Annotated in this window: 16 protein-coding genes and 1 pseudogene; 8 read left to right on the top strand and 9 right to left on the bottom strand. The window is 53.1% G+C overall.

What is annotated here, in order from left to right; all coding sequences use genetic code 11:
* The first annotated feature begins 1 nt into the window (after position 1).
* Positions 2 to 1,300 carry a metal-dependent hydrolase family protein gene (locus Q4E93_RS06305; RefSeq protein WP_303583517.1) on the top strand — a complete coding sequence of 433 codons (1,299 nt, stop codon included), beginning with the start codon at positions 2 to 4 and terminating at the stop codon, positions 1,298 to 1,300.
* Here Q4E93_RS06305 and Q4E93_RS06300 read toward each other — a convergent pair.
* Both Q4E93_RS06300 and Q4E93_RS06295 read right to left on the bottom strand, forming a co-directional pair.
* Positions 1,284 to 1,865: a cupin domain-containing protein gene (locus tag Q4E93_RS06300; RefSeq protein WP_303583516.1), complete on the bottom strand. Its 582-nt coding sequence runs from the start codon at positions 1,863 to 1,865 to the stop codon at positions 1,284 to 1,286. The genes Q4E93_RS06305 and Q4E93_RS06300 overlap by 17 nt on opposite strands.
* A gap of 7 nt (positions 1,866 to 1,872) precedes the next feature.
* Complete coding sequence (locus Q4E93_RS06295; RefSeq protein ID WP_303583515.1) at positions 1,873 to 2,820, bottom strand: hypothetical protein; 948 nt, start codon at positions 2,818 to 2,820, stop codon at positions 1,873 to 1,875.
* Between the two features lie 83 nt (positions 2,821 to 2,903).
* Between Q4E93_RS06295 and Q4E93_RS06290 the strand changes: the two genes are divergently transcribed.
* Positions 2,904 to 3,275, top strand: a complete 372-nt coding sequence (locus Q4E93_RS06290; protein ID WP_303583514.1) for a hypothetical protein — start codon at positions 2,904 to 2,906, stop codon at positions 3,273 to 3,275.
* Between the two features lie 249 nt (positions 3,276 to 3,524).
* Here Q4E93_RS06290 and Q4E93_RS06285 read toward each other — a convergent pair whose 3' ends face one another.
* Positions 3,525 to 4,952 carry an L-serine ammonia-lyase gene (locus Q4E93_RS06285; RefSeq protein WP_303583513.1) on the bottom strand — a complete coding sequence of 476 codons (1,428 nt, stop codon included), beginning with the start codon at positions 4,950 to 4,952 and terminating at the stop codon, positions 3,525 to 3,527.
* A gap of 157 nt (positions 4,953 to 5,109) precedes the next feature.
* Here Q4E93_RS06285 and Q4E93_RS06280 point away from each other — a divergent pair, with 157 nt between their 5' ends.
* On the top strand, positions 5,110 to 7,491 hold the full coding sequence (locus Q4E93_RS06280) for an ABC transporter permease (protein WP_303583510.1): 2,382 nt from the start codon (positions 5,110 to 5,112) through the stop codon (positions 7,489 to 7,491).
* A gap of 21 nt (positions 7,492 to 7,512) precedes the next feature.
* Here Q4E93_RS06280 and mqnE read toward each other — a convergent pair whose 3' ends face one another.
* Positions 7,513 to 8,685: an aminofutalosine synthase MqnE gene (gene mqnE, locus Q4E93_RS06275; RefSeq protein ID WP_303583508.1), complete on the bottom strand. Its 1,173-nt coding sequence runs from the start codon at positions 8,683 to 8,685 to the stop codon at positions 7,513 to 7,515.
* A 96-nt stretch (positions 8,686 to 8,781) separates the two neighbouring features.
* On the opposite strand from mqnE, the gene Q4E93_RS06270 reads away from it, so the two are divergent.
* Positions 8,782 to 10,035 (top strand): nucleoside permease, encoded by a 1,254-nt coding sequence (locus Q4E93_RS06270; RefSeq protein ID WP_303583506.1) that lies wholly within the window; start codon positions 8,782 to 8,784, stop codon positions 10,033 to 10,035.
* A 20-nt stretch (positions 10,036 to 10,055) separates the two neighbouring features.
* Here the strand turns inward: Q4E93_RS06270 and Q4E93_RS06265 are convergent, their stop codons facing one another.
* From Q4E93_RS06265 to dnaE, 3 genes and pseudogenes are all read right to left on the bottom strand, one after another.
* Positions 10,056 to 10,484: a hypothetical protein gene (locus Q4E93_RS06265; protein ID WP_303583504.1), complete on the bottom strand. Its 429-nt coding sequence runs from the start codon at positions 10,482 to 10,484 to the stop codon at positions 10,056 to 10,058.
* Positions 10,485 to 10,660: 176 nt separating this feature from the next.
* Positions 10,661 to 10,993, bottom strand: a pseudogene (gene trxA, locus Q4E93_RS06260) (thioredoxin); the annotation flags it as partial.
* Positions 10,994 to 11,177: 184 nt separating this feature from the next.
* Positions 11,178 to 14,813, bottom strand: a complete 3,636-nt coding sequence (gene dnaE / locus Q4E93_RS06255) for a DNA polymerase III subunit alpha (protein ID WP_303583503.1) — start codon at positions 14,811 to 14,813, stop codon at positions 11,178 to 11,180.
* 161 nt (positions 14,814 to 14,974) lie between these two features.
* On the opposite strand from dnaE, the gene Q4E93_RS06250 reads away from it, so the two are divergent.
* On the top strand, positions 14,975 to 15,739 hold the full coding sequence (locus tag Q4E93_RS06250) for a C40 family peptidase (RefSeq protein ID WP_303583502.1): 765 nt from the start codon (positions 14,975 to 14,977) through the stop codon (positions 15,737 to 15,739).
* Between the two features lies 1 nt (position 15,740).
* Here Q4E93_RS06250 and Q4E93_RS06245 read toward each other — a convergent pair whose 3' ends face one another.
* Positions 15,741 to 17,609: a M1 family metallopeptidase gene (locus Q4E93_RS06245; protein ID WP_303583500.1), complete on the bottom strand. Its 1,869-nt coding sequence runs from the start codon at positions 17,607 to 17,609 to the stop codon at positions 15,741 to 15,743.
* A gap of 29 nt (positions 17,610 to 17,638) precedes the next feature.
* Between Q4E93_RS06245 and Q4E93_RS06240 the strand changes: the two genes are divergently transcribed.
* Together Q4E93_RS06240 and Q4E93_RS06235 are read left to right on the top strand one after the other, a co-directional pair.
* Positions 17,639 to 19,393, top strand: coding sequence for an ABC transporter substrate-binding protein (locus Q4E93_RS06240; protein WP_303583498.1), 1,755 nt, complete (start codon positions 17,639 to 17,641; stop codon positions 19,391 to 19,393).
* Between the two features lie 40 nt (positions 19,394 to 19,433).
* Positions 19,434 to 20,015: a hypothetical protein gene (locus Q4E93_RS06235; RefSeq protein ID WP_303583496.1), complete on the top strand. Its 582-nt coding sequence runs from the start codon at positions 19,434 to 19,436 to the stop codon at positions 20,013 to 20,015.
* A gap of 6 nt (positions 20,016 to 20,021) precedes the next feature.
* On the opposite strand, the gene msrA is transcribed toward Q4E93_RS06235, so the two are convergent.
* The gene (msrA, locus tag Q4E93_RS06230; protein ID WP_303583494.1) at positions 20,022 to 20,594 is read right to left on the bottom strand and encodes a peptide-methionine (S)-S-oxide reductase MsrA; all 573 of its coding nucleotides are present in this window, start codon (positions 20,592 to 20,594) and stop codon (positions 20,022 to 20,024) included.
* Positions 20,595 to 20,978: 384 nt separating this feature from the next.
* Between msrA and Q4E93_RS06225 the strand changes: the two genes are divergently transcribed.
* Entirely contained in the window at positions 20,979 to 21,416 is a 438-nt protein-coding gene (locus Q4E93_RS06225; protein ID WP_303583492.1) for a MarR family winged helix-turn-helix transcriptional regulator, read from the top strand.
* The last annotated feature ends 65 nt before the right edge of the window (positions 21,417 to 21,481 follow it).

Genomic DNA, 21,481 nt, shown 5'->3' with positions numbered 1-21,481 from the left:
CATGAGAAAACTTACATTCTTACTGACGCTATTGGTAAACATCCACCCCCTGTCTGCTCAGTTGACCCGCCATCCCAGGGGCCGGCCGGTACAGGACACGTTCTATCTCCTGCGCCCGGACAGGGTGTTCGACGGCGAGCAGATGCAGGCAGGCTGGCAGGTGCTGGTGCACAATCATCTCATCGAGGCCGCAGGCGCTCCCGCAACCATAAAAGTTCCACCCGGCGCAATTATCATGGACCTGAAAGGCACGACGCTGCTGCCAGGCCTGATCGAAGGACATAGTCATCTCTTTCTTCACCCGTATAATGAAGTTGACTGGAACGACCAGGTGCTGAAAGAGTCCCGGGCTGAGCGGCTGGCAAGGGCCACCGTGCATGCCCGCAGAACATTGCTGGCAGGATTTACCACCGTTCGCGACTTGGGCACCGAAGGGGCCGGCTATGATGACGTCGGCCTGAAGCTGGCCATTGAAAAAGGCATCATTCCGGGTCCCCATATGCTGGTGGCTACCAGGGCCATTGTAGCGACGGGCAGCTATGGCCCGAAGGACCTGAGCTATGACGTGGAATCTCCCGTCAAAGGTGCGGCCGAAGCCGACGGGATGGACGCCCTCGTCAGGGAGGTAAGGACGCAGATAGGGAAGGGGGCGGACCTGATCAAGGTCTACGCGGATTACAGGTGGGGGCTCCATAAAAAGGCGGCGCCCACGTTCACAGTGGATGAATTGAAGAAAGCCGTGGAAGCAGCGGGCAGCAGTGGCCGCGTCGTCGTCGTTCATGCGTCAACGGAAGAGGGCATGCGCCGGTCCATCGAGGCGGGCGTGGCCACCATCGAGCATGGGGACGAAGGCACCCCGGAGATCTTCGCCCTGATGAAGAAAAAAGGCATAGCGCTATGTCCGACACTGGCAGCCGGCGACGCCGTTGAACAATATGGAGGATGGAAAAAAGGAGTGGACCCCGAACCCGATCGGATCAAAAGCAAGCGGCAAAGTTTCTCGGCGGCCCTGGCCTCCGGCGTCACTATTTGCATGGGAGGCGATGTCGGCGTGTTTACCCATGGGGACAATGCCCGCGAGATGGAGGCGATGGTGGATTATGGGATGCGACCGTTGGAGGTGCTCCGCTCCGCCACCTCGGTGAATGCCGACGTCTTCAGGATCAGCGATGAAGTGGGAAGGGTGAGGCCCGGACTGTTGGCAGACCTGCTGGTCGTAGATGGGGATCCATCGCAAAATATTTCCCTGGTAAGAAAGGTCCGGTGGGTGATGAAAGAAGGCCTTATCTATTATCCTTAGCGGGAACATTATCCTTAGCCGGAACATCATCCACAGCCCGAACGTGATCCATAGCCGGAGCCTGTCGCGTCAGCTGCCGGATCAATTCCGCAAATTCAGGGTATTGCCTCGTCAGCACATCCCGGTCGGCCAGTTCGAACTCCGTGAAGTCGAAGCCCGGCGACACCGTGCAGCCCACCAGCGCATATTCACTCCCTTCGGCGGGGACGCTGGCAAACCAGCTCCCGGCTTTTACCACAACCTGGAAGCTTTCCCCCTGCTCGATCCGCGACCCCAGCCGGTGAACGGTGAGTCCGCCCGCATGGCCTATTTCATAAATGAGCAGCGTATCTCCATAATAGAAATGCCAGAGCTCGTCCGACGCAATCCGATGAAAAGCGGAAAATTGTCCCCTGGCCAGCAGGAAATAAATGCTGGTGGAAATGTTGCGGCTGCCCTGGAAGAAGACAGGCAGGGCTTTTTGAGCGATGGTCAGCTCGGAGCGATAAACTTCCCGGAAAGCGCCACCCTCGACATGGGAGGTCAGCTGCAATTGTTGAATCCAAAAGTCGGCATTCGGTCGCATAAATAGTCTATTGTTCGATGGTCACATGGGCAGCATAGACGTCCTCCAGCGAGTCCTTGATATGAGTGGTATCACGGATGCGGGAATAGATGGGGAAATAAAGCTTGAAGTAAGCGCTATCTTTCTGATCCATTTTTATATTCAATTGAAAGCCAATTAATTGATTGTATCTGCGCAAAGCCCGGCCCTTTTTCGTCGTTTCCAGGATGACGAACTTATAGAGGCTGGACCCTGGCGGTGGCGGAGCGGCAGCCACAGCAGGAGCAGGCGAATCTGCCGGCTTGACGGCCGTCGGTCCCGCGCCGGGGGGAGTCGTCACCTGGGGTTTGACACTGTCGGCCTTCACGGGCGGTGTGGAATCCTGGACGACGGTCACGTGGTTTTCAGCGGGAGGCGGCTCGACATAGGTATTGCGCTTGTAGAGATAGTATCCTCCCCAGCCGATGAGGATCAGCCCCCCGATAAGGGCCACCAGCAATAAGCCCTGCCGGACATTATTGGACTTAGGCTCATATTCCCTGGGCGCCTCCTCGAAGGACTGCGCAGCTACCTTTCTCTTGTCAGCCGCCATGTCCTCCAGCTTTACAGTGCTGTATTCACCCGGCGTAAAATCCAGCTTACCCTGATTGTTCTTCATCAGCGTGCCGATCCCATCCAGGTAGAATGGTTTGCCGATGTTCAACAGCTGTTTGCCCGTGGTAAGGAAAAAATCCAGGTCGGCGGCAGCCAATGGCTTCATCTTACCCGTATGATCCTTGATGAACTGGATCAAGGCATCGTCCGGGTTGACAATCTGGATATTCTTGAAGGTAATGCCCTCGGCGGGTGATTGCGTATTTCGGTCTGAAGCTTCCGGGATCACTGCATTCGGGTCCAGCGTAAAGCTGCCAATCCCGGGAAGATCCAGCTTCTTGGTTTGATACAGGAACTGCGACAGTAGTAAAGGTAATTTCAAAACATATGGATTTTGAGTCGGTTAAAGATAAAAAAACTTATTAGTAATTCACTCACTTGTACCTTTGCGTACAAAATATACCCATGTTGACAGGGCAGGAAGAGGCATTTATCCGGTATTGGGAAGAGAATCGTTCCCGGCAGAAGAAAGTGTTCCGGCAATTCCTCGTGGGTATCCCCGTGGGACTGGCTTTTGCCATTCCCATCCTGGTCAACCTCCTTTCAGGCTGGGATGTAAAGGCCCTCCAGGAGACAAGCGTCGCTTTTAAGAAATCCCAGGTAATGGTGCTGATGGTCGCCCTGCTCCTGATCATAGGGTTTGTAGCCATCTTTTACCAGAAATACAGGTGGGATCAATACGAACAGCGTTACCGCGAACTGCTGGCCAAAAAGGAAAAAGAGCCCTCTTCACCGATTGCCAATGACCCCTCACCCACTGAAATTAAAAAATCTTGAATTTTTTTTGAAACGCTTGCAGCAATTTCGATTCACCGGCTGTCTAATTATACAGGAACTATTTTTCGCGCTTTTTTCCGTTTTCAATCTAGCTTACCCAACCACTGACTGAGAGATGATTTTAAGAATAATCGTCTGGTTATCAATTACAAACTTATTCTATCCTAAATTTTGATATACATCTGCTTGATGTGCAGTAACCATGAACTACCTGCTAACAGCCTCCTTTCAACGGAGGCTTTTTTTTTATCAGCACTCCTTCAATCCCAGCGGAATTTGCATAGCCAGCCCTCCATCTGAAGTTTCTTTGTACTTACTGTTCATATCCTGCGCTGTGCTCCACATGGTGCTGATGACAGCGTCCAGGGACACCTTCGCAAAGTCGGGGGTACTTTGGAGAGCCAGCTGTGAGGCGGTAATGGCCTTGATCGCCCCCATGGTATTTCTTTCGATACAGGGTATTTGCACGAGTCCGCCGATCGGGTCGCAGGTAAGGCCCAGGTGATGCTCCATGGCGATCTCCGCCGCCATCATTGCCTGTCTTTGCGAGCCGCCGACTGATTCTGTCAGGGCCGCCGCCGCCATGGCGGAGGATACGCCGATCTCCGCCTGGCATCCGCCCATCGCCGCCGAGATTGTAGCGCCCTTCTTGAAAATGCTGCCGATTTCGGAAGCGGTAAGGACAAATTGTAATATTTTTTCCTCGTCCAGGCCATCGCAGAAAATGACGTAGTACAGCAGGACCGCCGGGATCACACCGGCCGCCCCATTGGTCGGGGCCGTCACCACTCTGCCAAAAGACGCATTTTCCTCGTTGACGGCCAGGGCAAAGCAGCTCACCCAGTCTAATATATATTTAAAGTCATGCCCCCCTGCCCGGATGGCGGCAACCCACGTGTCGAAATTTTCATACGGCCTTCCGCCGATCAGCTTCTTGCTGAGCGCCGAGGCCCGCCTTTTTACGTTGAGCCCGCCCGGCAGCATCCCTTCGGAATGACATCCCCGGTAAATACACTCCCGCATCACCCGCCAGATGTCCAGCACCCCCTTACGGGTGTCTTTTTCCGGTCGCCACGCCGACTCATTCTCCATCACCACTTCATGAATGCTCATCCCCGTCTTACGGCACCAGTGCAACAGCTCATCCGCTGTGTTGATAGGAAAAGGCAATTGGACGGAAGCATTTCCCCCGGGCTCTTCGCCTTCCCTCCGGACAAACCCTCCGCCGATGGAATACCAGGTCTCAGCCAGCTGTTGCCCGTCATGAAAAGTGGCCATAAAGGTCATGGCGTTCGGATGAAAGGGCAGGCTCTCCGTATAGAGAAAAGAAATGTCGATGTCGGGGTCAAAATCGATGGCTTTTTGACCATTGATGATCAATTTCTTATCCCGGCTGATGGATTCGATGGCAGGCACAATGGCTCCGACATCGAAAGTTACAGGATCTTCCCCTGCCAGCCCCAGCTGGATGGCGATATCCGTTCCATGCCCCTTGCCTGTTTTGGCCAGCGAGCCATACAGCAGGACGCTGACATAGGTCAGTTGGGAAAGGTCTTGCTGCTGCTGAAGAGAAGCGATAAAACGTTGTGCCGCTCTCCAGGGTCCCAGCGTATGCGAGCTGGAAGGGCCTATACCGATCTTGAACATGTCGAATACGGAGATGGATTCGTGTGGCAAGGGTGATGAGATTTTGACAAAGGTATATAAATCCTCCGTACACTCCCTGTATCATAAGCGTACATTTCCAGGGGGTACCTAACCCAGACCCGGCTGAATTTCAGTCCTTTACCTGTCCGGCATTATTTTGGACAAAACCTGGTCATAACCATTCCCCATGCTGATCAGCTACATAAAGATCGCCGGACGCAACCTCCGTAAGAACAGGATCTATTCCTTCGTCAACATCCTGGGCCTGTCCATGGGCATGGCCATTACGCTCGTCATTGGTCTCTGGGTCTGGGACGAGCTCTCCTTTAATAAATATCACCGCAACTATGAGAACATAGCCATGGTGCTCCAGCGCAACTCGGGTGACGGTCATGTTTCCATCCAGGGCTCCATGCCCCCGCCGCTGGGCGAAGGCCTCCGCCAGTATTATGGCGGCAAATTCAGCCACATCGCCATGACCTCGGGCAATGGCCAGCATAATATCTCCGCCGGCGACAAGAAATTCTTCCAGTATGGCAGCTTCATGGGGCAGGAGGCGCCCGAGATGCTCACGTTGCAAATGGAAAAAGGCGCCCGGGGCGGCCTGAAAGACCCTTACTCCATCCTGTTGTCCGATAAGATGGCGCGGGCGTTGTTCGGCGGCACAGACCCTATGGGCCAGACGGTGAAGATCGACAATCGGGTGGGGGTGAAGGTGACGGGCGTATACGAAGACATCCCCGTCAACTCCGAATATAGTGATATGGCGTTCATCCTTCCCTGGGACCTCTTCACCTCCGAATGGAAATGGGTGCATGATGCCAGGGACAACTGGAGCTTCAACGCATTCGGGGCCCTGGTGCAGCTGGCGCCCCATGCCGACATGGAAAAAGTATCGGAAGAAATTAAAGGCCTGAGAGAACAATTCAACCCCGATCCCAAGGTAAAACAGGAACTGTTCCTCTTTCCCATGTCCCGGTGGCATCTCTATGCGCACTTTGAGGACAATGGCGTTAACTCGGATGGGCAGATCAAATATGTCCGGCTTTTCGGCGCCATCGGGATCTTCGTGCTGCTCCTGGCCTGTATCAATTTTATGAACCTCAGCACGGCGCGCAGCGAGAAAAGGGCAAAAGAAGTGGGCATCCGCAAAGCCATCGGCTCGGTCCGCCGGCAGCTGATCGTCCAGTTCCTCAGCGAATCCACCCTGGTGGCCCTGCTTGCCTTCATGATAGCGATCGTGATCGTTCATTCCACGCTTCCTTTATTCAATGAGATCGCCGGAAAGCACATGTTCATTCCCTGGGCCAATCCCTGGTTCTGGGCGATGGGCATTGGGTTCAGCCTGGTGACGGGCATCATTGCAGGCAGCTATCCTGCCTTCTATCTGTCTTCTTTCCGTCCCGTAAAAGTGCTGAAAGGCGAGTTCAAGGCGGGTAGATATGCCGCCTTGCCACGGAGGATCCTGGTAGTGCTGCAATTCACCGTCTCCGTATTGCTGGTAGGCGGTACCGTTATTGTCTTCCGGCAGATCCAATATGCCAAGGACAGGCCGGTAGGGTTCGAACGCAAAGGCCTGCTCTCGGTCCCTATGACCACCGGAGATATTTATGCCAACTATAACACCATCCGCAATGAGCTGGTGGCCAGCCGCCTGGTGACAGAGGTCAGCGAGTCGCAAGGGCCGCTCACGGACAATTGGGTGGGAAACAACGACGTGGAGTGGAAGGGAAAGGACCCCAACAATAATCCGGGCTTTGCGGTCGTCGGCGGTACCATCGGCTATGGAAAGACCATCGGATGGGAGCTGACGGCCGGCAGGGACTTCTCCACGGAATTCCCGGCTGACAGCAGCAAGGTCATCCTGAACCAGGCAGCCGTAAAGGTCATGGGATTGAAAGATCCGGTAGGCGAGATCATCCGCCTGGAAAAAAAGACCTATACCATCGTAGGTGTGGTAAAGGACGTGATCATGCAATCCCCCTATGCACCGGTGCAGCCTACCCTATTCTATGTGCTGTCCGAACCGGGCAATTTCGTCAACGTCAAAATAGCGCCCAATGTCAGCGCCGCCGCCGCGATGAAAAAGATCCAGGCGGTGTTCGAGCGATACAATCCCGCCGCACCCTTCATCTTTAAATTTGCAGACGAAGAGTTTGCAAAGAAGTTCGGGGACGAGGAACGCATCGCCCGGCTGGCGGCCGTCTTCGCCACCCTGGCCATTGTTATCAGCTGCCTGGGTTTGTTCGGCCTCGCCTCCTTCATGGCCGAACAGCGCACAAAGGAAATAGGCATCCGCAAAGTGCTGGGGGCCTCCGTCTTTATTCTCTGGAGAATGCTGTCGAAAGAATTCGTCCTGCTGGTGCTGCTGTCCTGCTGCATCGCCATTCCCCTGACCTGGCATTTCCTGGATAAATGGCTGCAGCAGTTCGACTATAGGATCAGGATCTCGGGGAGCCTTTTCGCCCTGGTGGGAGCAGGCGCCCTGCTGGTCGCGCTCTCCACAGTGAGCTTTCAGTCTATTAAAGCAGCCCTGGCCAATCCGGTCAAAAGCCTGAAATCTGAATAAGCCTGATTGGACCGCCTCCGCCTAATTAAGCGACGGATCCTGTCCAATCATCGTCAAATCCACATCCTTAAAATTATTGATCTCATTATATAAGGTATCCCTTTCCACCGGCTCCCTTCCCACCTGCCTGATCAGGGATACCAATTGCGCCGTGGAGAGACTGGGGGTCTGCTCCTCGCTGCCTGCCATCGAATAGATCTTCGTGGTGTCGTCGATGGTGCCGTCCAGGTCATTGACTCCGAAGGAGAGGGTCAGCTGGGCATTCTGCCTCCCCAGCATGGGCCAGTAGGCTTTGATATGCGGAAAATTATCCATATACAATCGCGCTACAGCATATAGTTTCATATCCTCCACGATCGTCGACTCCGCCACGTGGCTCATGTCATTGTCCTTATTCCGGAACTTCAGCGGGATGAATGTATTGAATCCGCCCGTACGGTCCTGCAGTTGGCGCAGCCGCTCCATATGGTCGATGCGGTGCGCATAGGTTTCGATATGACCATATAGCATGGTGGCATTGGTATGCATCCCTTCCCGGTGGGCCGTCTCGTGGATCTTCAGCCATCCTTCCGCATCCACCTTGTCGGCGCAGATCACATTGCGCACCTCCGGATGGAAGATCTCCGCACCTCCGCCCGGCATGGAGTCCAGTCCCGCCGCATGCAATTGCTTCATCCCCTCTTCCACGCTCAGCTTCGCCTTGCGGAACATATAGTCCAGCTCCACCGCCGTGAACCCTTTGATATGCAGGTCGGGCCGGTGGGCCTTGATCTTCTGCAGCAGCTCGATAAAGAACTCCAGGTTCATTTTCGGGTGTACGCCCCCCACGATATGCACTTCCGTCACCGGCTTTCCGTCATAGCTTTTTACGATGTTCAGCATCTGCTCCTGGCTCAGCTCCCAGCCTTCATCCCGGTGCGCATAGACACGCGAATAAGCGCAAAAGTGACAGGAGAACACACAGACATTCGTAGGTTCGATATGGAAATTGCGGTTGAAATAGGTCTTGTTGCCATGCCGGCGTTCCCGGACATGATTGGCCAGCGCGCCCAGGTAGGGTAGGGTCCCCTTTTCAAAAAGTGTCAGCCCTTCCTCCGGCGTGATCCTTTCCCCGGCGAGGATCTTTTCGCCGATGCGTCTCAATTCCTTATCCGTCGTTTTGATGATCGTCTCCACCTGCAGATTTGTGCTCATATCGATTCCTTTTATTCGGTGTGTAAAGTTACGGATTGTGCGATATTTGAGTATCTTCCATAATCATAACCTAACATAAACCAAAATAACAACATAGTGGGTATTAAGTTCCGTCTCATTGTCATGAATTTTCTGGAATTTTTCGTCTGGGGGGCCTGGCTGATATCGTTGGGCGCCTATATGTTCAATGTGCTTCATTTTTCCGGCGTACAGGTAGGAAGCATCTACGGGACGATGGGGGTAGCATCCCTTGTAACTCCTGCCTTGTTTGGCATCGTTGCGGACCGATGGCTGAATGCCGAAAGGGTATTGGGCCTGTGCCATATCCTGGGCGCTTGCATGTTGTTATGGGCCTCGACGCTCACCGATTTTAGTATGTTTTATGTCGCCATGCTGTTCAATTCGTTCTTCTTCATGCCCACCATCGCATTGAACAATACCGTGTCTTATATCATTCTCGAAAGAAGGGACTTTAACATCGTAAAGGATTTTCCGCCCATCCGCGTATGGGGAACGGTGGGCTTCATCGCCGCCATGTGGACAGTGGACCTGTGCGGCTGGAAAGAGAATGCCTTTCAATTGTATGTCAGTGCAGGGGCGGGTCTGCTGCTGGGGGTCTATGCCTTTACGCTGCCGGCCTGTTTCCCGGTGCGGACGGGTCCGAAACCGAACATCTGGGCTTCCCTGGGCCTGGACGCATTTGTATTGTTCAAAAGAAGGAAGATGCTGATTTTCTTCCTGTTTTCCCTGCTGCTGGGCGCAGCGCTGCAGATCACCAACGCCTTTGGCAGCGCCTTCATGAGTGATTTTTCAAAGTCTCCCCAATATGTCCATTCATTTGGGGTAGTGCACTCGAATTTATTGCTCTCCATCTCTCAGATATCCGAAACGCTGTTTATCCTGACGATCCCATTTTTTTTACGGCGATTCGGGATCAAGCAGGTGATCATGATCAGTATTTTTGCCTGGGTATTCCGTTTCGGTCTGTTCGGGATCGGCAATCCTGGCAGCGGCCTGTTCCTCCTCATACTTTCCATGATCATATATGGAATGGCCTTCGACTTTTTCAACATCTCCGGCTCACTGTTCGTCGAAAAAGAAGCCGATATAAAGATCAGGGCCAGTGCACAAGGCTTATTCATGCTGATGACCAATGGGTTCGGGGCTTTTCTCGGAACCTATATCAGCGGCCGGGTAGTGGACTATTTCACGGTCGGCGGGGTGAAGAACTGGCAGAACATCTGGTTTACTTTTGCCGCCTATGCGCTCATACTCGGTCTTGTCTTCCCCCTTGTATTCAGGTACAAGCACACGGCGGAAACTGCGCATGCGCAGGCCGTATTGCATTGACGCCCTGGAAAGCAGCTGCATCATTTATAATGCGGCATATGCTCATCCGCAAAGCGCTTCTCTGCATCATTCCATTCATTTACGGCCTGCGCCCTGGCCGTATTGATCTTTTGGTTCGTCTGGTTGAATCCTTTCACCGCGGCATTGATGTCGTTCACCGCCTTATTATAGGTATCCACGTCCGCCTGGGTCCGGGAGGATCCGCTCTTCCCTTCAAAGGATTTCTTTAGCTTGTCGAACTCCTCCGACTTCACATAGAAATCCGTCAGCTTGGGGATATCCTTACTGGCGGTCTGCTGGTAGAATTGCAGCGTCTTCCGGCAGGCGGCGACCAGGGATGGATCATTCTCGAAAGGCTTTACGGTATCCAGCGCCTTCAACCCCTCATTGGCAAAATTGAGCAATGCGCTGCGCGCCTGCTCCATATCATTTACTTTCTTGTCGTTCATTGCCTTCACACCATCCGGGAGACCAGGTAAGCATCGTTCGCTTTGCTTTCAGAAGACTGACCTATAGCAGAAAAGATGGGAAAAAGATACAGGCACGATAAAAAGATACGCCGCATTCGCGCAAAATAGTAAAAAAAAAGCCCGTGCGCAAGCACGGGCTTTTCAAAAGAAATATGTTAAATGTGAGATTCGATCTTCTTCACAAAATTCGATTTGGGCTGTGCGCCTACCAGCTTATCTACCACCTTGCCGCCCTTGATGAACAGGATCGCAGGGATACTGGTGATGCCATAGTTGACAGACAGCTGAGGATTATGGTCCACATTGACCTTACCTACATTGATCTTGCCGTCATATTCTTTAGACAATTCTTCGATCACAGGCCCGATAGCGCGACAAGGACCACACCATTCGGCCCAAAAATCTACGATGGTCAGTTTATCGGAGGAGATTACTTTGTCCTGGAAATTGGTATCTGTTAATTCTAAAGCCATAATTAGTGTTTTTTTATGTGATGTGTTTGTTTTTTACTTTCACAAATGTCCGGATTGTTTTCCAATTAATTGGTCGCTCACCTGACATACTTATACAAGCTTCAAGCCACAAGCTACTAGCTGCAAGTATGTCTTATAAAGTCTAAGCTTGTAGCTTGAAGCTTGCAGCTTGAAGCTGGTAGCTTGCAGCTAATAGCTGTCAAGTGACAACTTGTACCTCCAGCTCCGGCTTTTCAGCCAGAAAAGCAGCCATTTCGTCATTCATTTCAAAGCCCGTTCCCATGGTGAACATAGAGATCCTCGATCGGCTCTTAGGTTCTAATATGTTGAATTTCAGCTGTGATTTGCCAGGATATTTCTTAAGGTTCTTTTCCATGAAAAGCACCATCTCCTCGCTGACGAATCGCGCTTCCACATCCATGATCACCTGTTTGGTAAGAATGGGCTTAATGCTTTCCAGCAGCATCATCCGCTCGATCTTGAACTCGTATTCCGTTTTGTTAAAACGCAGCCGGAAGGCCCCCGTAATGAACAGGTTCTTACCTTTCTCCAGATAGTTGGAATAGCGGGCATAATCCTCGCTCCAAAGCATGAACTCCGTTTTGCCGGTGTAATCCTCGATGGTAAAGGACCCGAATTGTTTGCCGGTCTTGCTCACCCGGTGCTGCGCGTCCGTTACCAGCCCCGCCAGCCGGTAGGTTTTGCCGGGATTGGCCTGCAGCCCCAACGCATCTTTAGCCTCGTTGTATTCCCCCAGCTGCGTGATGCCGTAGTGGGTGATCTCGAACTTAAAATGGTCCAGGGGATGCCCGCTCATGAACATACCTGTTACGTCCTTCTCATGTTCCAATAATTCTGTCAGGGTCCAGGGCTCGCAGCTGGGCAGCTTCGGGACGGCGATCTCCGGCATGGCCAGATCCCCGAACAGGCTGTTGGTGGTCTGGGTGGCATTCGTCTGGTATACATTCCCGAACTTGATGATCTTCTCCAGCCCGGTAGAGGTATCCCCCGGCGGCGTGAAGAAGAATTGCGCCCGGTGAAACCCGTTAAAGCAGTCAAAAGCGCCGGCATACGCCAGGCTTTCCAATGTCTTTTTATTCACGGTGCGCTGGTTGATCCTTTTGATCATGTCGAAGATGGTGAGAAAAGGCCCGTCTTTGGTCCTTTCGGCGATCATGCTTTCCACGGCAGCTTCACCCACGCCTTTCAGACCGCCCAGTCCAACACGGATCTCGCCTTTCATATTGACGGAGAACCCTTTCTTCGATTCATTGACATCCGGCCCCAGTACTTTCAACCCCATCCGCTTGCACTCTTCCATAAAGAAGGTGATCTTTTCAATGCTGCCCGCATGGTTCAGCACCGCCGCCATATATTCAGAGGGGTAGTGCGCCTTTAAATAAGCGGTATGATAAGCCACATAGGCGTAGCAGGTAGAGTGCGACTTGTTGAAGGCGTATTGCGCAAAGGCTTCCCAGTCCGTCCACACCTTCTCCAGCTTGTCGGCCGCCAGCCCCTTGGCCGTAGCTCCTTTGATGAACTGGCTCTTCATCTTATCCAGCACCGACTTCTGCTTTTTTCCCATGGCCTTGCGAAGCACGTCGGCGTCGCCCTTGCTGAAGCCGGCCAGCTTCTGCGCCAGCAGCATCACCTGTTCCTGGTACACCGTAATGCCATACGTATCCTTCAGGTATTCCTCCATCTCCGGCAGATCGAAGATGATCTCCTCCCTTCCGTGCTTACGATCGATGTAGTTGGGGATGTAAGCGATAGGACCTGGGCGGTACAGGGCGTTCATCGCGATAAGGTCATCGAACTTATCCGGCTTGAGGTCCTTCAGGTATTTCTGCATACCGGGACTTTCAAACTGGAATGTACCGATGGTCTCCGCTTTTTGATACAGCTCGTATGTCTTGACGTCGTCCAGCGGAATGGTATCGAGGTTGATATCCACCCCATGATTTTCTTTGATCAGCTCCAGGCCCGTCTTCAGGATGTTCAGCGTCTTCAGGCCCAGAAAGTCCATCTTGATGACGCCGGCATCCTCGATGATGCTGCCTTCGATCTGGGTCACCAGCAGGGGAGAGTCCCTGGCCGTACAGACAGGGATGATATTCATCAGGTCCTCCGGAGCAATGATGATGCCCGCCGCATGGAGGCCCGTATTGCGCACGGACCCTTCCAGCCTTTCGGCCTCATGCAGTACCCGGCTGCGGATATCGTCGCCATTATATATTTCCCGGATCTTCTTCACGTTCTCCATATCATCCGGGGTCAGACCGTCCTTCTCTTCCAGGGATTTCTCCCCGTCTTTCGGCGTCATGGGCGCCTTCAGCACCCGCCTCAGCTCGATACCAGGCCTTTCCGGCACCAGCTTGGCCAGGGCATTCGACTCGGGCAGCGGCAGGTCCAGCGCACGCGCTACGTCCTTGATGCTCATCTTCGCCGCCATCGTACCATAGGTGACGATCTGCGCCACCTGGTTCTTGCCATATTTTTCCACCACATACTCGATCACCCGCTGACGGCCCTCATCATCGAAGTCCGTATCGATATCGGGCATCGACTTACGGTCCGGGTTAAGGAACCTTTCGAACAGCAAATTATATTTGATAGGATCGATATTGGTGATGCCGATGCAATAGGCCACCACTGATCCCGCAGCCGATCCACGGCCAGGGCCGATAAAGACCCCCATATCCCTGCCCGCTTTGATGAAGTCGCTCACGATGAGGAAGTAACCGGCAAATCCCATCGTCTTGATGGTAAAGAGCTCGAAATCCAGCCTTTCCTGTATCTCGGGCGTAAGGTCGCTATACCGCAGCTTGGCCCCCTCCTGGGTAAGGTATTTCAGGTATTCCCATTGGTCCAGGTTGCTCTCATTATGGATCTGGAATTCCTTCGGAATAGGGAAATTAGGCAGCAGGATATCTTTTTTCAGGTTCAGCACCTCCACCTTGTCCGCCACCAGGTTCGTATTGTCGATGGCCTGGGGTATATCCGAAAAGAGCTTCGACATCTCTTCCGTCGTCTTGAAATAGAATTGGTCGTTGGGGAACTTAAACCGCCTGTTCTTGATATTGGCGTCATCATTGACGAAGTCGTCGAAGCCTGGCGTGCTTTGCTTCTCGCCTGTATTGATACAGAGCAGGATATCATGCGCATTGTAATCGTCACGGTCCGTATAATGGCTGTCGTTGGTGGCGATCACAGGCACGTTGTATTTGGCGGCGAATTTCAGCAGCACCTGGTTGATGATCTCCTGCTCCTTGATATTATGCCGCTGCAGCTCGATGATATAATCGTCCCCGAAGATGTCCAGCCACCATTTGAATTCCTTTTCAGCCTTTTCCTCCCCGTCATGCAAAATGGTCTGGGGAACATAGGCGCCGATGCAGCAGGTGGTGGCGATCAGCCCTTCATGATATTTTTCTATCAGCTCCTTATCGATCCTGGGGTACTTGCTGTACAGCCCTTCCGTGTATCCCAATGAGGTCAGCTTGATCAGGTTCTGATAGCCCACCTTGTTCTTCGCCAGCAGCACCTGGTGGTAACGCTCGTCCTTCACCTCTTTGCTGAATGTCTTGCGGTGCCTGTCCGCCACGACATAAAACTCGCAACCTACGATGGGTTTTACCTTCAGGGTCCCGTCCTCGTTCTTGTGCTTGTAAGCTTCCGAGACGAACTCGAAAGCCCCGAACATATTGCCGTGATCCGTGATGGCGAGCGCCGGCATACCGTCCTTGATGGCCTTCTTGTAAAGGCTTTGGATCGAGGCGGCGCCGTCCAGGAGAGAGAATTGTGTATGTGTATGTAAATGAGAGAATTTGCTCATAGAATGCCTCCGAAAATAAACATGCAATTAACTAACAAAGTTCGTTTATGGGAAGCACATTCTATCCACAACCTGCCTGAATAGGAGCTGGGCATTTTTGGCTTCATTTTTGCCAATTTTACCTATCTTTACCCGTGCCAATATCCTCAAAAGTGGAAAATATGTTGAAAAATCTCATATTCATACTGACCCTAGCCTGCCTTGCAGCCAGCTGCAGCAGTTTGAAACCCAGCGCTTCACGCAGCGCTGCCCCGTCCGCCGGCGCCAGTGCGTCCAGGCAGGCCGGTTCCGGCGATAATATCCAGTTCATCAGCAATATTGCGATCAAGCCCGACGCGCACCAGGATAAGACCGCCAGCTCCATTTCCACCACGACCGTCGCCGGCAGCCATACGAATTATGCTTCCGCAGCCGCCATCGAGAACTATCCCGCGCTTCAATTCAAATATGCCATCCTGGAAAATGCTTCCGTGGAAGAGCTGGATAATCCTAAGTTATTGGCATTCATGGATGATTGGTACGGCACGCCCTATCATTACGGGGGTACGGGCCGGGACGGCATCGACTGCTCCGCCTTTGCTTTTTTATTGATGTCCTCCGTATATGGCGTTGCGGCATTGCCCCGCACCTCCAAAGAGCAATATGGAGCGACCCACCACATCCGGCGGGATGAATTGAAGGAAGGCGACCTTGTATTTTTCCATACCCTGGGCAAACGCAGGGCCGTCACCCATGTAGGCGTCTACCTGCGGAATAATAAGTTCATCCATGCCAGCGTCTCCGGCGTGATGATCAGCGATATGAACGATGGCTATTATGACAGGCACTTCATCGGGGCCGGCCGTGTCATCGACCAGCAGTCCTCCGTCCAGCCAGCCGTACAGCCGCCGACGCAGACTTTCACCCAGTCCGGCTCGGGCTCTTGATCTAATTCAGTTGTTTTACCGTCACATAAAAATTCCTGTTGACCACCAGGCCCTGCTGCGCTATTCCCCCTCCTGTCCGGGTCGAATCCACACCCGCCGCTCTGACAGAATCCACACCCACAGCCCTGGACGAATCCACACCCACAGCCCTGGCTGAATCCACGCCCGCAACTTTTGCCGAATCCACACCCGCCACCCTGGTGGAATCAACCTTCCCGGCCCTCGCCGAGTCCACCCCAGCCGCCTTCGTTGAATCGGCTGCCGCCCCCGAGCCGCCAAAATTCAATGTCTTCCATTCCGTCGACGGCTCGATCCACTGCTCCGCCTGCCCTGCCACGGAAACCTTCACGGGCATATTGAACCCGGACACGCACTTCGTCCAATGATAGGACAGCATCGTTCCGCTGTTGAACTTATATTCCAGCTCCGGTACCTGGGTGGTCCGTAAATACTGGTTAAAAACTTTCGACAGGTCTTTTTTCGCAAACTGGCTGATATACGACTCGATCTCCTGGGAGGTGACGGTCTTATGGTAGAAGGTGCTCGTCAGCCCATGCAGCAGCCCCCGGAAGCTGGAGTCCCCCAGCATCTGCCGGATCATGTGCAGCATATTGCCTCCTTTACAATACATGTCGCCCGAACCCTCATTGTTGACGCCATAGGCTCCGATAATGGGTTTGTCATTACGGATATTCCTGCGGCTGCCGATGCAATAGTCATTGCCGGCTTCCACTCCGTCCTGGCAGGTGGTGTAAAGGGTCTCCGTATAGTTGGTGAAGCCTTCATGGACCCACATATCGGCCAGGTCGTTGGTGGTGATGCTGTTCCCGAACCATTCATGCCCGCTCTCATGCACGATGATAAAGTCCCATTTCATGCCCCAGCCCGTACCGGAGAGGTCCCGCCCCAGGTAGCCATTGGCGAAATGATTGCCGTAAGCTACGGCGCTTTGGTGCTCCATTCCTAAATGAGGGGCTTCCACCAGCTTATACCCGTCCTCGTAAAAAGGATAGGGACCCATCCAGGATTCAAAACAATGCAGCATGGTGTCAGCCTGTTTGAATTGTTGCCGGGCAATATCAAGGTTATAGTCCAGCACCCAATAATTACAGTCCAGGAGGCCCTTTTCTCCCTGCAGGTCCACATGGAAGTTGACATATTTGCCGATATAGGGAATGATGTCATAGTTATTGATCGGATTGACGACCCGCCAGGTATAGGTATTGGTGCCGTTGCCATTTTGCTTCACTTCCTGCATCCTGCCATTTCCCACTGCCATGAGGGTATCCGGCACCGTGATATGCAGGGCGGCGCCGCTGTCCGGCTCATCGCTTTGGTGGTCCTTGCAAGGGTACCAGACGCTGGCCCCCAGTCCCTGGCAGGCTACGCTCATCCAGGGCCGCCCTTGTTTGTCCTTCGTCCAGATCCAGCCACCGTCCCAGGGTGGACGGACCGCAGGCCGGGGAATGCCTTCGAATTGTACGGTAAGGGTCTCGATACTGCCTTTCTTTATCTCACGGGGGAAGCTCACATGAAAGGCATTGCCCTCTCTTTTATATTTCAGGGAAGTTTTCCCCCATAGGATGGAGACGACCTTCATCGGTTGCTGCAGGTCCAGCTGCAGCCGTCGCCCCGGCTTGAGCGCGGCCAGGCGAATACCCGTAGTTCCTTTGATGGATCGTTTTTCATAATCCGGCGTGACGTGGATGTCATAATACAGCACATCCCACCAGGCCCTTTCCGGAGTGATGGTGCCGCGTAACGTGTCTGCATGGGTAAACTTCTCTTTATCTCCCTGGGGTAGCTGCGCAGGGCAATAGGGCAGGATAAAAAAGTAACATCCGAGGGCAAGCAGGATTACGCGTCTCATTGCTTAATTTTAATTTTTTGCTGGAAAAAATGAAGATACATAAAAACAGCTATAAGCTGCAAGCCACAAGCTACAAGTACGCTTATTTAAGTCCCTGGCTTGCAGCTTGCAGCTTGTGGCTTGCAGCCCACCGCTCCCGGCTCACCGCCCACCGCTCCCAGCTCACCGCTTGTAGCTTGAAGCTTGCAGCTTGCAGCTTCCTGCTCGCCGCCTGCTCCAGCCCCGGGGTTGAAAAAAGGACTGTCTTCCGGTACAATGAAAAGGACGGCATCGCCAGCCTGGACCCGGCATTCGCAAAGAACAGGAGCATCATGTGGCCCATCCACCAGCTGTATAACACCCTGGTAGAGGCGGATGACGACCTCCGCATCGTACCCGCCCTGGCCCGCAGCTGGGAAGTATCGCCGGACAAGAGGACCTGGACCTTTCACCTGCGGACAGACGTTTTTTTTCATGACAATGAGGCCTTTCCCGGCGGTAAAGGCCGGCGCATGGTCGCCGGCGACGTGGTCTACAGCTTTAGCCGGATCATCGACAAAAGCACCGCCAGCAGCGGGGCCTGGATCTTTAACGAACGCATCGCACCCTCCGCGCCGTTTACAGCCATTGATGACAGTACTTTCCAGCTGAAGCTGGTTAATCCCTTCAACCCCATATTGGGCATCCTCAGCATGGAATACTGCTCCGTCGTCCCGAAAGAGGTGGTGCAATTGTATGGAAAGGATTTCCGGAGCCACCCCTGCGGCACGGGACCTTTCCGCTTTAAATCATGGGAAGAAGGCCAGGCGCTCATCTTCCTGAAGAATGAGCGCTATTTTGAAAAGGACAGCGCCGGCCATTCCCTCCCTTACCTGGATGCGGTGAAGATCAGCTTCTTCGATGAGAAAGCCACCGAGTTCCTCCTGTTCCGGCAGGGAAAGCTGGACTTCATAAACGAGATCGATCCTTCCTTCAAGGACGAAGTGCTGAGTAAGAGAGGGGAGCTGAAGCCACAATGGAAGGGGAAGATCATCCTGTCGACCCATCCCTATCTTAATACGGAATACCTGGGCATACTCATCGACACGGCCAACCCACTGGTGCAAAATTCCCCGCTGAAGCTGCGCGCCGTGCGACAGGCCATCAACTACGGGTTCGATCGACGGAAGATGATGCTCTACCTGCGCAACTCCCTGGGTACGCCGGCCGAAAGCGGTTTTGTTCCGGCCGGACTGCCGTCATTTGACTCCGCCCTGGTGAAAGGGTACCATTACGATCCGGCAAAAGCACGCAAGCTGCTGGCGGACGCGGGCTATCCGGAGGGTAGGGGACTACCTTCCATCCATCTGCTCACCATCTCCGACTATGCGGATTTTGCCAGCTTCATCGTCCGGGAGCTGGAGGACGTCGGCCTGAAGATCCAGGTGGAGGTCGTGCAGAAAAGCCTGCTGCTGGAGCAGACAGCCCAGTCGAAAGCCCTGTTCTTCCGGGGCAGCTGGATCGCCGACTACCCCGATGCCGAAAATTACCTGAGCGTCTTTTATTCCAGGAACCCCGCTCCGCCTAACTATACCCGTTACCACGATGCCATCTTCGACCAGTTGTACGAACAGGCGCTCCTGGAAAATAATGATACGGCAAGGTATGCCCTCTATCGCAAAATGGACCAGCGGCTCATCGACGCCGCGCCGGTTGTCCCCCTGTGGTATGACGAAGTGATAAGGATGGTGGATCCCCGGGTGAAAGGTTTTCGACCCAACGCACTTAATTTATTGGAATTGCGGACAGTAAATATTAACCAATAGTAATATTGGTTCAGCGCTGAACAGGCAGTATCTTATGGGAATGAAGAACCAATATTTGCTTGCCCCAATCGCCTTGCTCGTCCCTTTCTTATGCTCTTCCTGCAGATCATCAGGTTCCGGATCCGATGGATACAGCACCATCCTGCTGAAAGAATACAGGTATGTTCCTGCCAGGCTCAGCTCCGGTACGGAAATAGAGATCCTCGGCTTTTCCGGGGGAAAAGATGGCAGGAAAGGCGATGTTTATTACAGCCAGTTCATCGGCAAAGAAAAAGGCAGCGGAGATACCGTGCGCATACTAGCCGCCTGGATCGGGGTGCCCCCGGCCACGGGAGAAGGAGACGGGCCCGTTCTCACGCCAGCCGCTATGTTTGACGGGAAAAAAGGCATTCGTGAAGCCACTTTCCTCATACCGGACAACAATCAGTTGACCACGATCAAATTGGGCAATAGCATCGTCGATGCAGAGGCCGCGGGCGACACAGCTAAGCTCAATAAAGCCGTTGCCGACACCTCGGCGCCGACTACGGATTATGTGATCCTGCAGAATGACGTCCCTTTGTTCAAAGGAAGTTATAAGACGGCTGTGGGGATCATGAATTTCAGACAGCAGCCTTGGTAGGTGATATTAATTATTCTTCTTCAGCTTATTCTTAAACACCTTTTCAAACTTCTCCACCTTCGGCCTGATCACCAGGTAACAGTAAGGCTGCGATCCATGCGTATTGTAGTAATTCTGGTGATAATCCTCCGCGGGATAGAACTTGGTAAACCCCGTTATCTCCGTAACGATAGGCTTATCATACGCGCCACTCTTATTCAGCTCCGCCTTATAATGCTCGGCTTTTTCTTTCTGTTCGGCATTGTGGTAGAAAATGGCGCTGCGGTATTGCGTACCCACGTCATTACCTTGCTTGTTCAGACTGGTGGGATCGTGCGCTTCCCAGAATACTTCCAGCAGCTCGTCATAGGTGATGACCGCAGGATCATAAATGATCTGAAGCGCTTCGGCATGGCCCGTAGTCCCCGTGCACACTTCTTCATAGGACGGGTTGGCGACATGGCCTCCCGTATAGCCGGACGTCGCTTTCAAAACACCTTTCAGCTCCTGGAAGACGGCTTCCGTACACCAGAAGCATCCTGTTCCAAATGTGGCCGTGTCTGTCTTTTTTCCTGCCGGGATAGCGTTGTCCTCGCTCATAATATTGCTTTTATTGACGGGTTGTTTAGTGGACGGCTCACAGGCCGCCGAAAATATGGCTAATGTAGTCAAGAATGATAAAAATGTCCGGAAAACGGGTCTTCTGAAAAATGTAACCCGTTTTCCGGAAAGATCTAATGTCTGGCCTTCGGCCAACGAAACTTCGTTCCGTTCTGTCATGGCTCTTTGCATTGATGCGTTATTTAAATTTTTTCCTGCTTCCCAAAGGTACTTTCACCCATACCCCCTATTATGTACGCTATATGACAAATAATCGGTTTTAAAAGTTCGTTAACAGCGCTCCACACGCCCAATACCTATTAATAAGTAGTTAAACTTATAAATCCACTTGATAAAGTAAACTTAGTAGTTTACCTTTGCATTATGAACGCATCCCAAAAGGACATAGAGATCGCGGGCAACCTGCGCGAAGTGATCCATCGCCTGGTAAAGGTTCTCCGCAGGCAAACGCATAATGAAGAGATGCTCTCGCTTACGGAACGCTCCACCCTGGGCCTGCTCTCAAAGCACGGCCGGCTCCTGCCGACGGAGCTCGCCCAGATGGAAAAGGTCACCACCCAATCCATGTCCCAGGTGATCGCCCATCTTTTTGAAATTGCCTTTATTCACAAGACGCCCTCCGAGAACGACAAACGAAAAATGTACCTCTCTCTCACGGCCGCAGGCAAAACATACATCGAACGCCTCCGCCAGGAAAAGCAGGAATGGCTGGCCCGCGCCCTGCACGAGAAGGTCACCCCCCAGGAAAAGGAAGTGCTTTCCGAAGCAATGACCATACTGGCCAGGTTGATCGACGATTGACCGGACTACGAACACCTGACTGGACCAACAACACCTAACCAAACCAGCAACACCTGACACAACCA

Origin of the sequence: Flavitalea plasmicola (assembly GCF_030546645.1) — a bacterium.
Lineage (GTDB): Bacteria > Bacteroidota > Bacteroidia > Chitinophagales > Chitinophagaceae > Puia.
The sequence above is the reverse complement of the archived record's forward strand: the minus strand, read 5'-3'. Positions and strand labels throughout refer to the sequence as shown.

Excerpts from the sequence above, each read along its gene's own strand:
- Q4E93_RS06265 (WP_303583504.1), bottom strand. The coding sequence starts at position 10,484 with ATGAACGACAAGAAAGTAAATGATATGGAGCAGGCGCGCAGCGCATTG.
- Q4E93_RS06245 (WP_303583500.1), bottom strand. The coding sequence starts at position 17,609 with ATGAGACGCGTAATCCTGCTTGCCCTCGGATGTTACTTTTTTATCCTG.
- Q4E93_RS06225 (WP_303583492.1), top strand. The coding sequence starts at position 20,979 with ATGAACGCATCCCAAAAGGACATAGAGATCGCGGGCAACCTGCGCGAA.
- msrA (WP_303583494.1), bottom strand. The coding sequence starts at position 20,594 with ATGAGCGAGGACAACGCTATCCCGGCAGGAAAAAAGACAGACACGGCC.
- dnaE (WP_303583503.1), bottom strand. The coding sequence starts at position 14,813 with ATGAGCAAATTCTCTCATTTACATACACATACACAATTCTCTCTCCTG.
- Q4E93_RS06300 (WP_303583516.1), bottom strand. The coding sequence starts at position 1,865 with ATGCGACCGAATGCCGACTTTTGGATTCAACAATTGCAGCTGACCTCC.
- mqnE (WP_303583508.1), bottom strand. The coding sequence starts at position 8,685 with ATGAGCACAAATCTGCAGGTGGAGACGATCATCAAAACGACGGATAAG.
- Q4E93_RS06280 (WP_303583510.1), top strand. The coding sequence starts at position 5,110 with ATGCTGATCAGCTACATAAAGATCGCCGGACGCAACCTCCGTAAGAAC.
- Q4E93_RS06250 (WP_303583502.1), top strand. The coding sequence starts at position 14,975 with ATGTTGAAAAATCTCATATTCATACTGACCCTAGCCTGCCTTGCAGCC.
- Q4E93_RS06240 (WP_303583498.1), top strand. The coding sequence starts at position 17,639 with ATGAAGATACATAAAAACAGCTATAAGCTGCAAGCCACAAGCTACAAG.
- Q4E93_RS06290 (WP_303583514.1), top strand. The coding sequence starts at position 2,904 with ATGTTGACAGGGCAGGAAGAGGCATTTATCCGGTATTGGGAAGAGAAT.
- Q4E93_RS06235 (WP_303583496.1), top strand. The coding sequence starts at position 19,434 with ATGAAGAACCAATATTTGCTTGCCCCAATCGCCTTGCTCGTCCCTTTC.
- Q4E93_RS06305 (WP_303583517.1), top strand. The coding sequence starts at position 2 with ATGAGAAAACTTACATTCTTACTGACGCTATTGGTAAACATCCACCCC.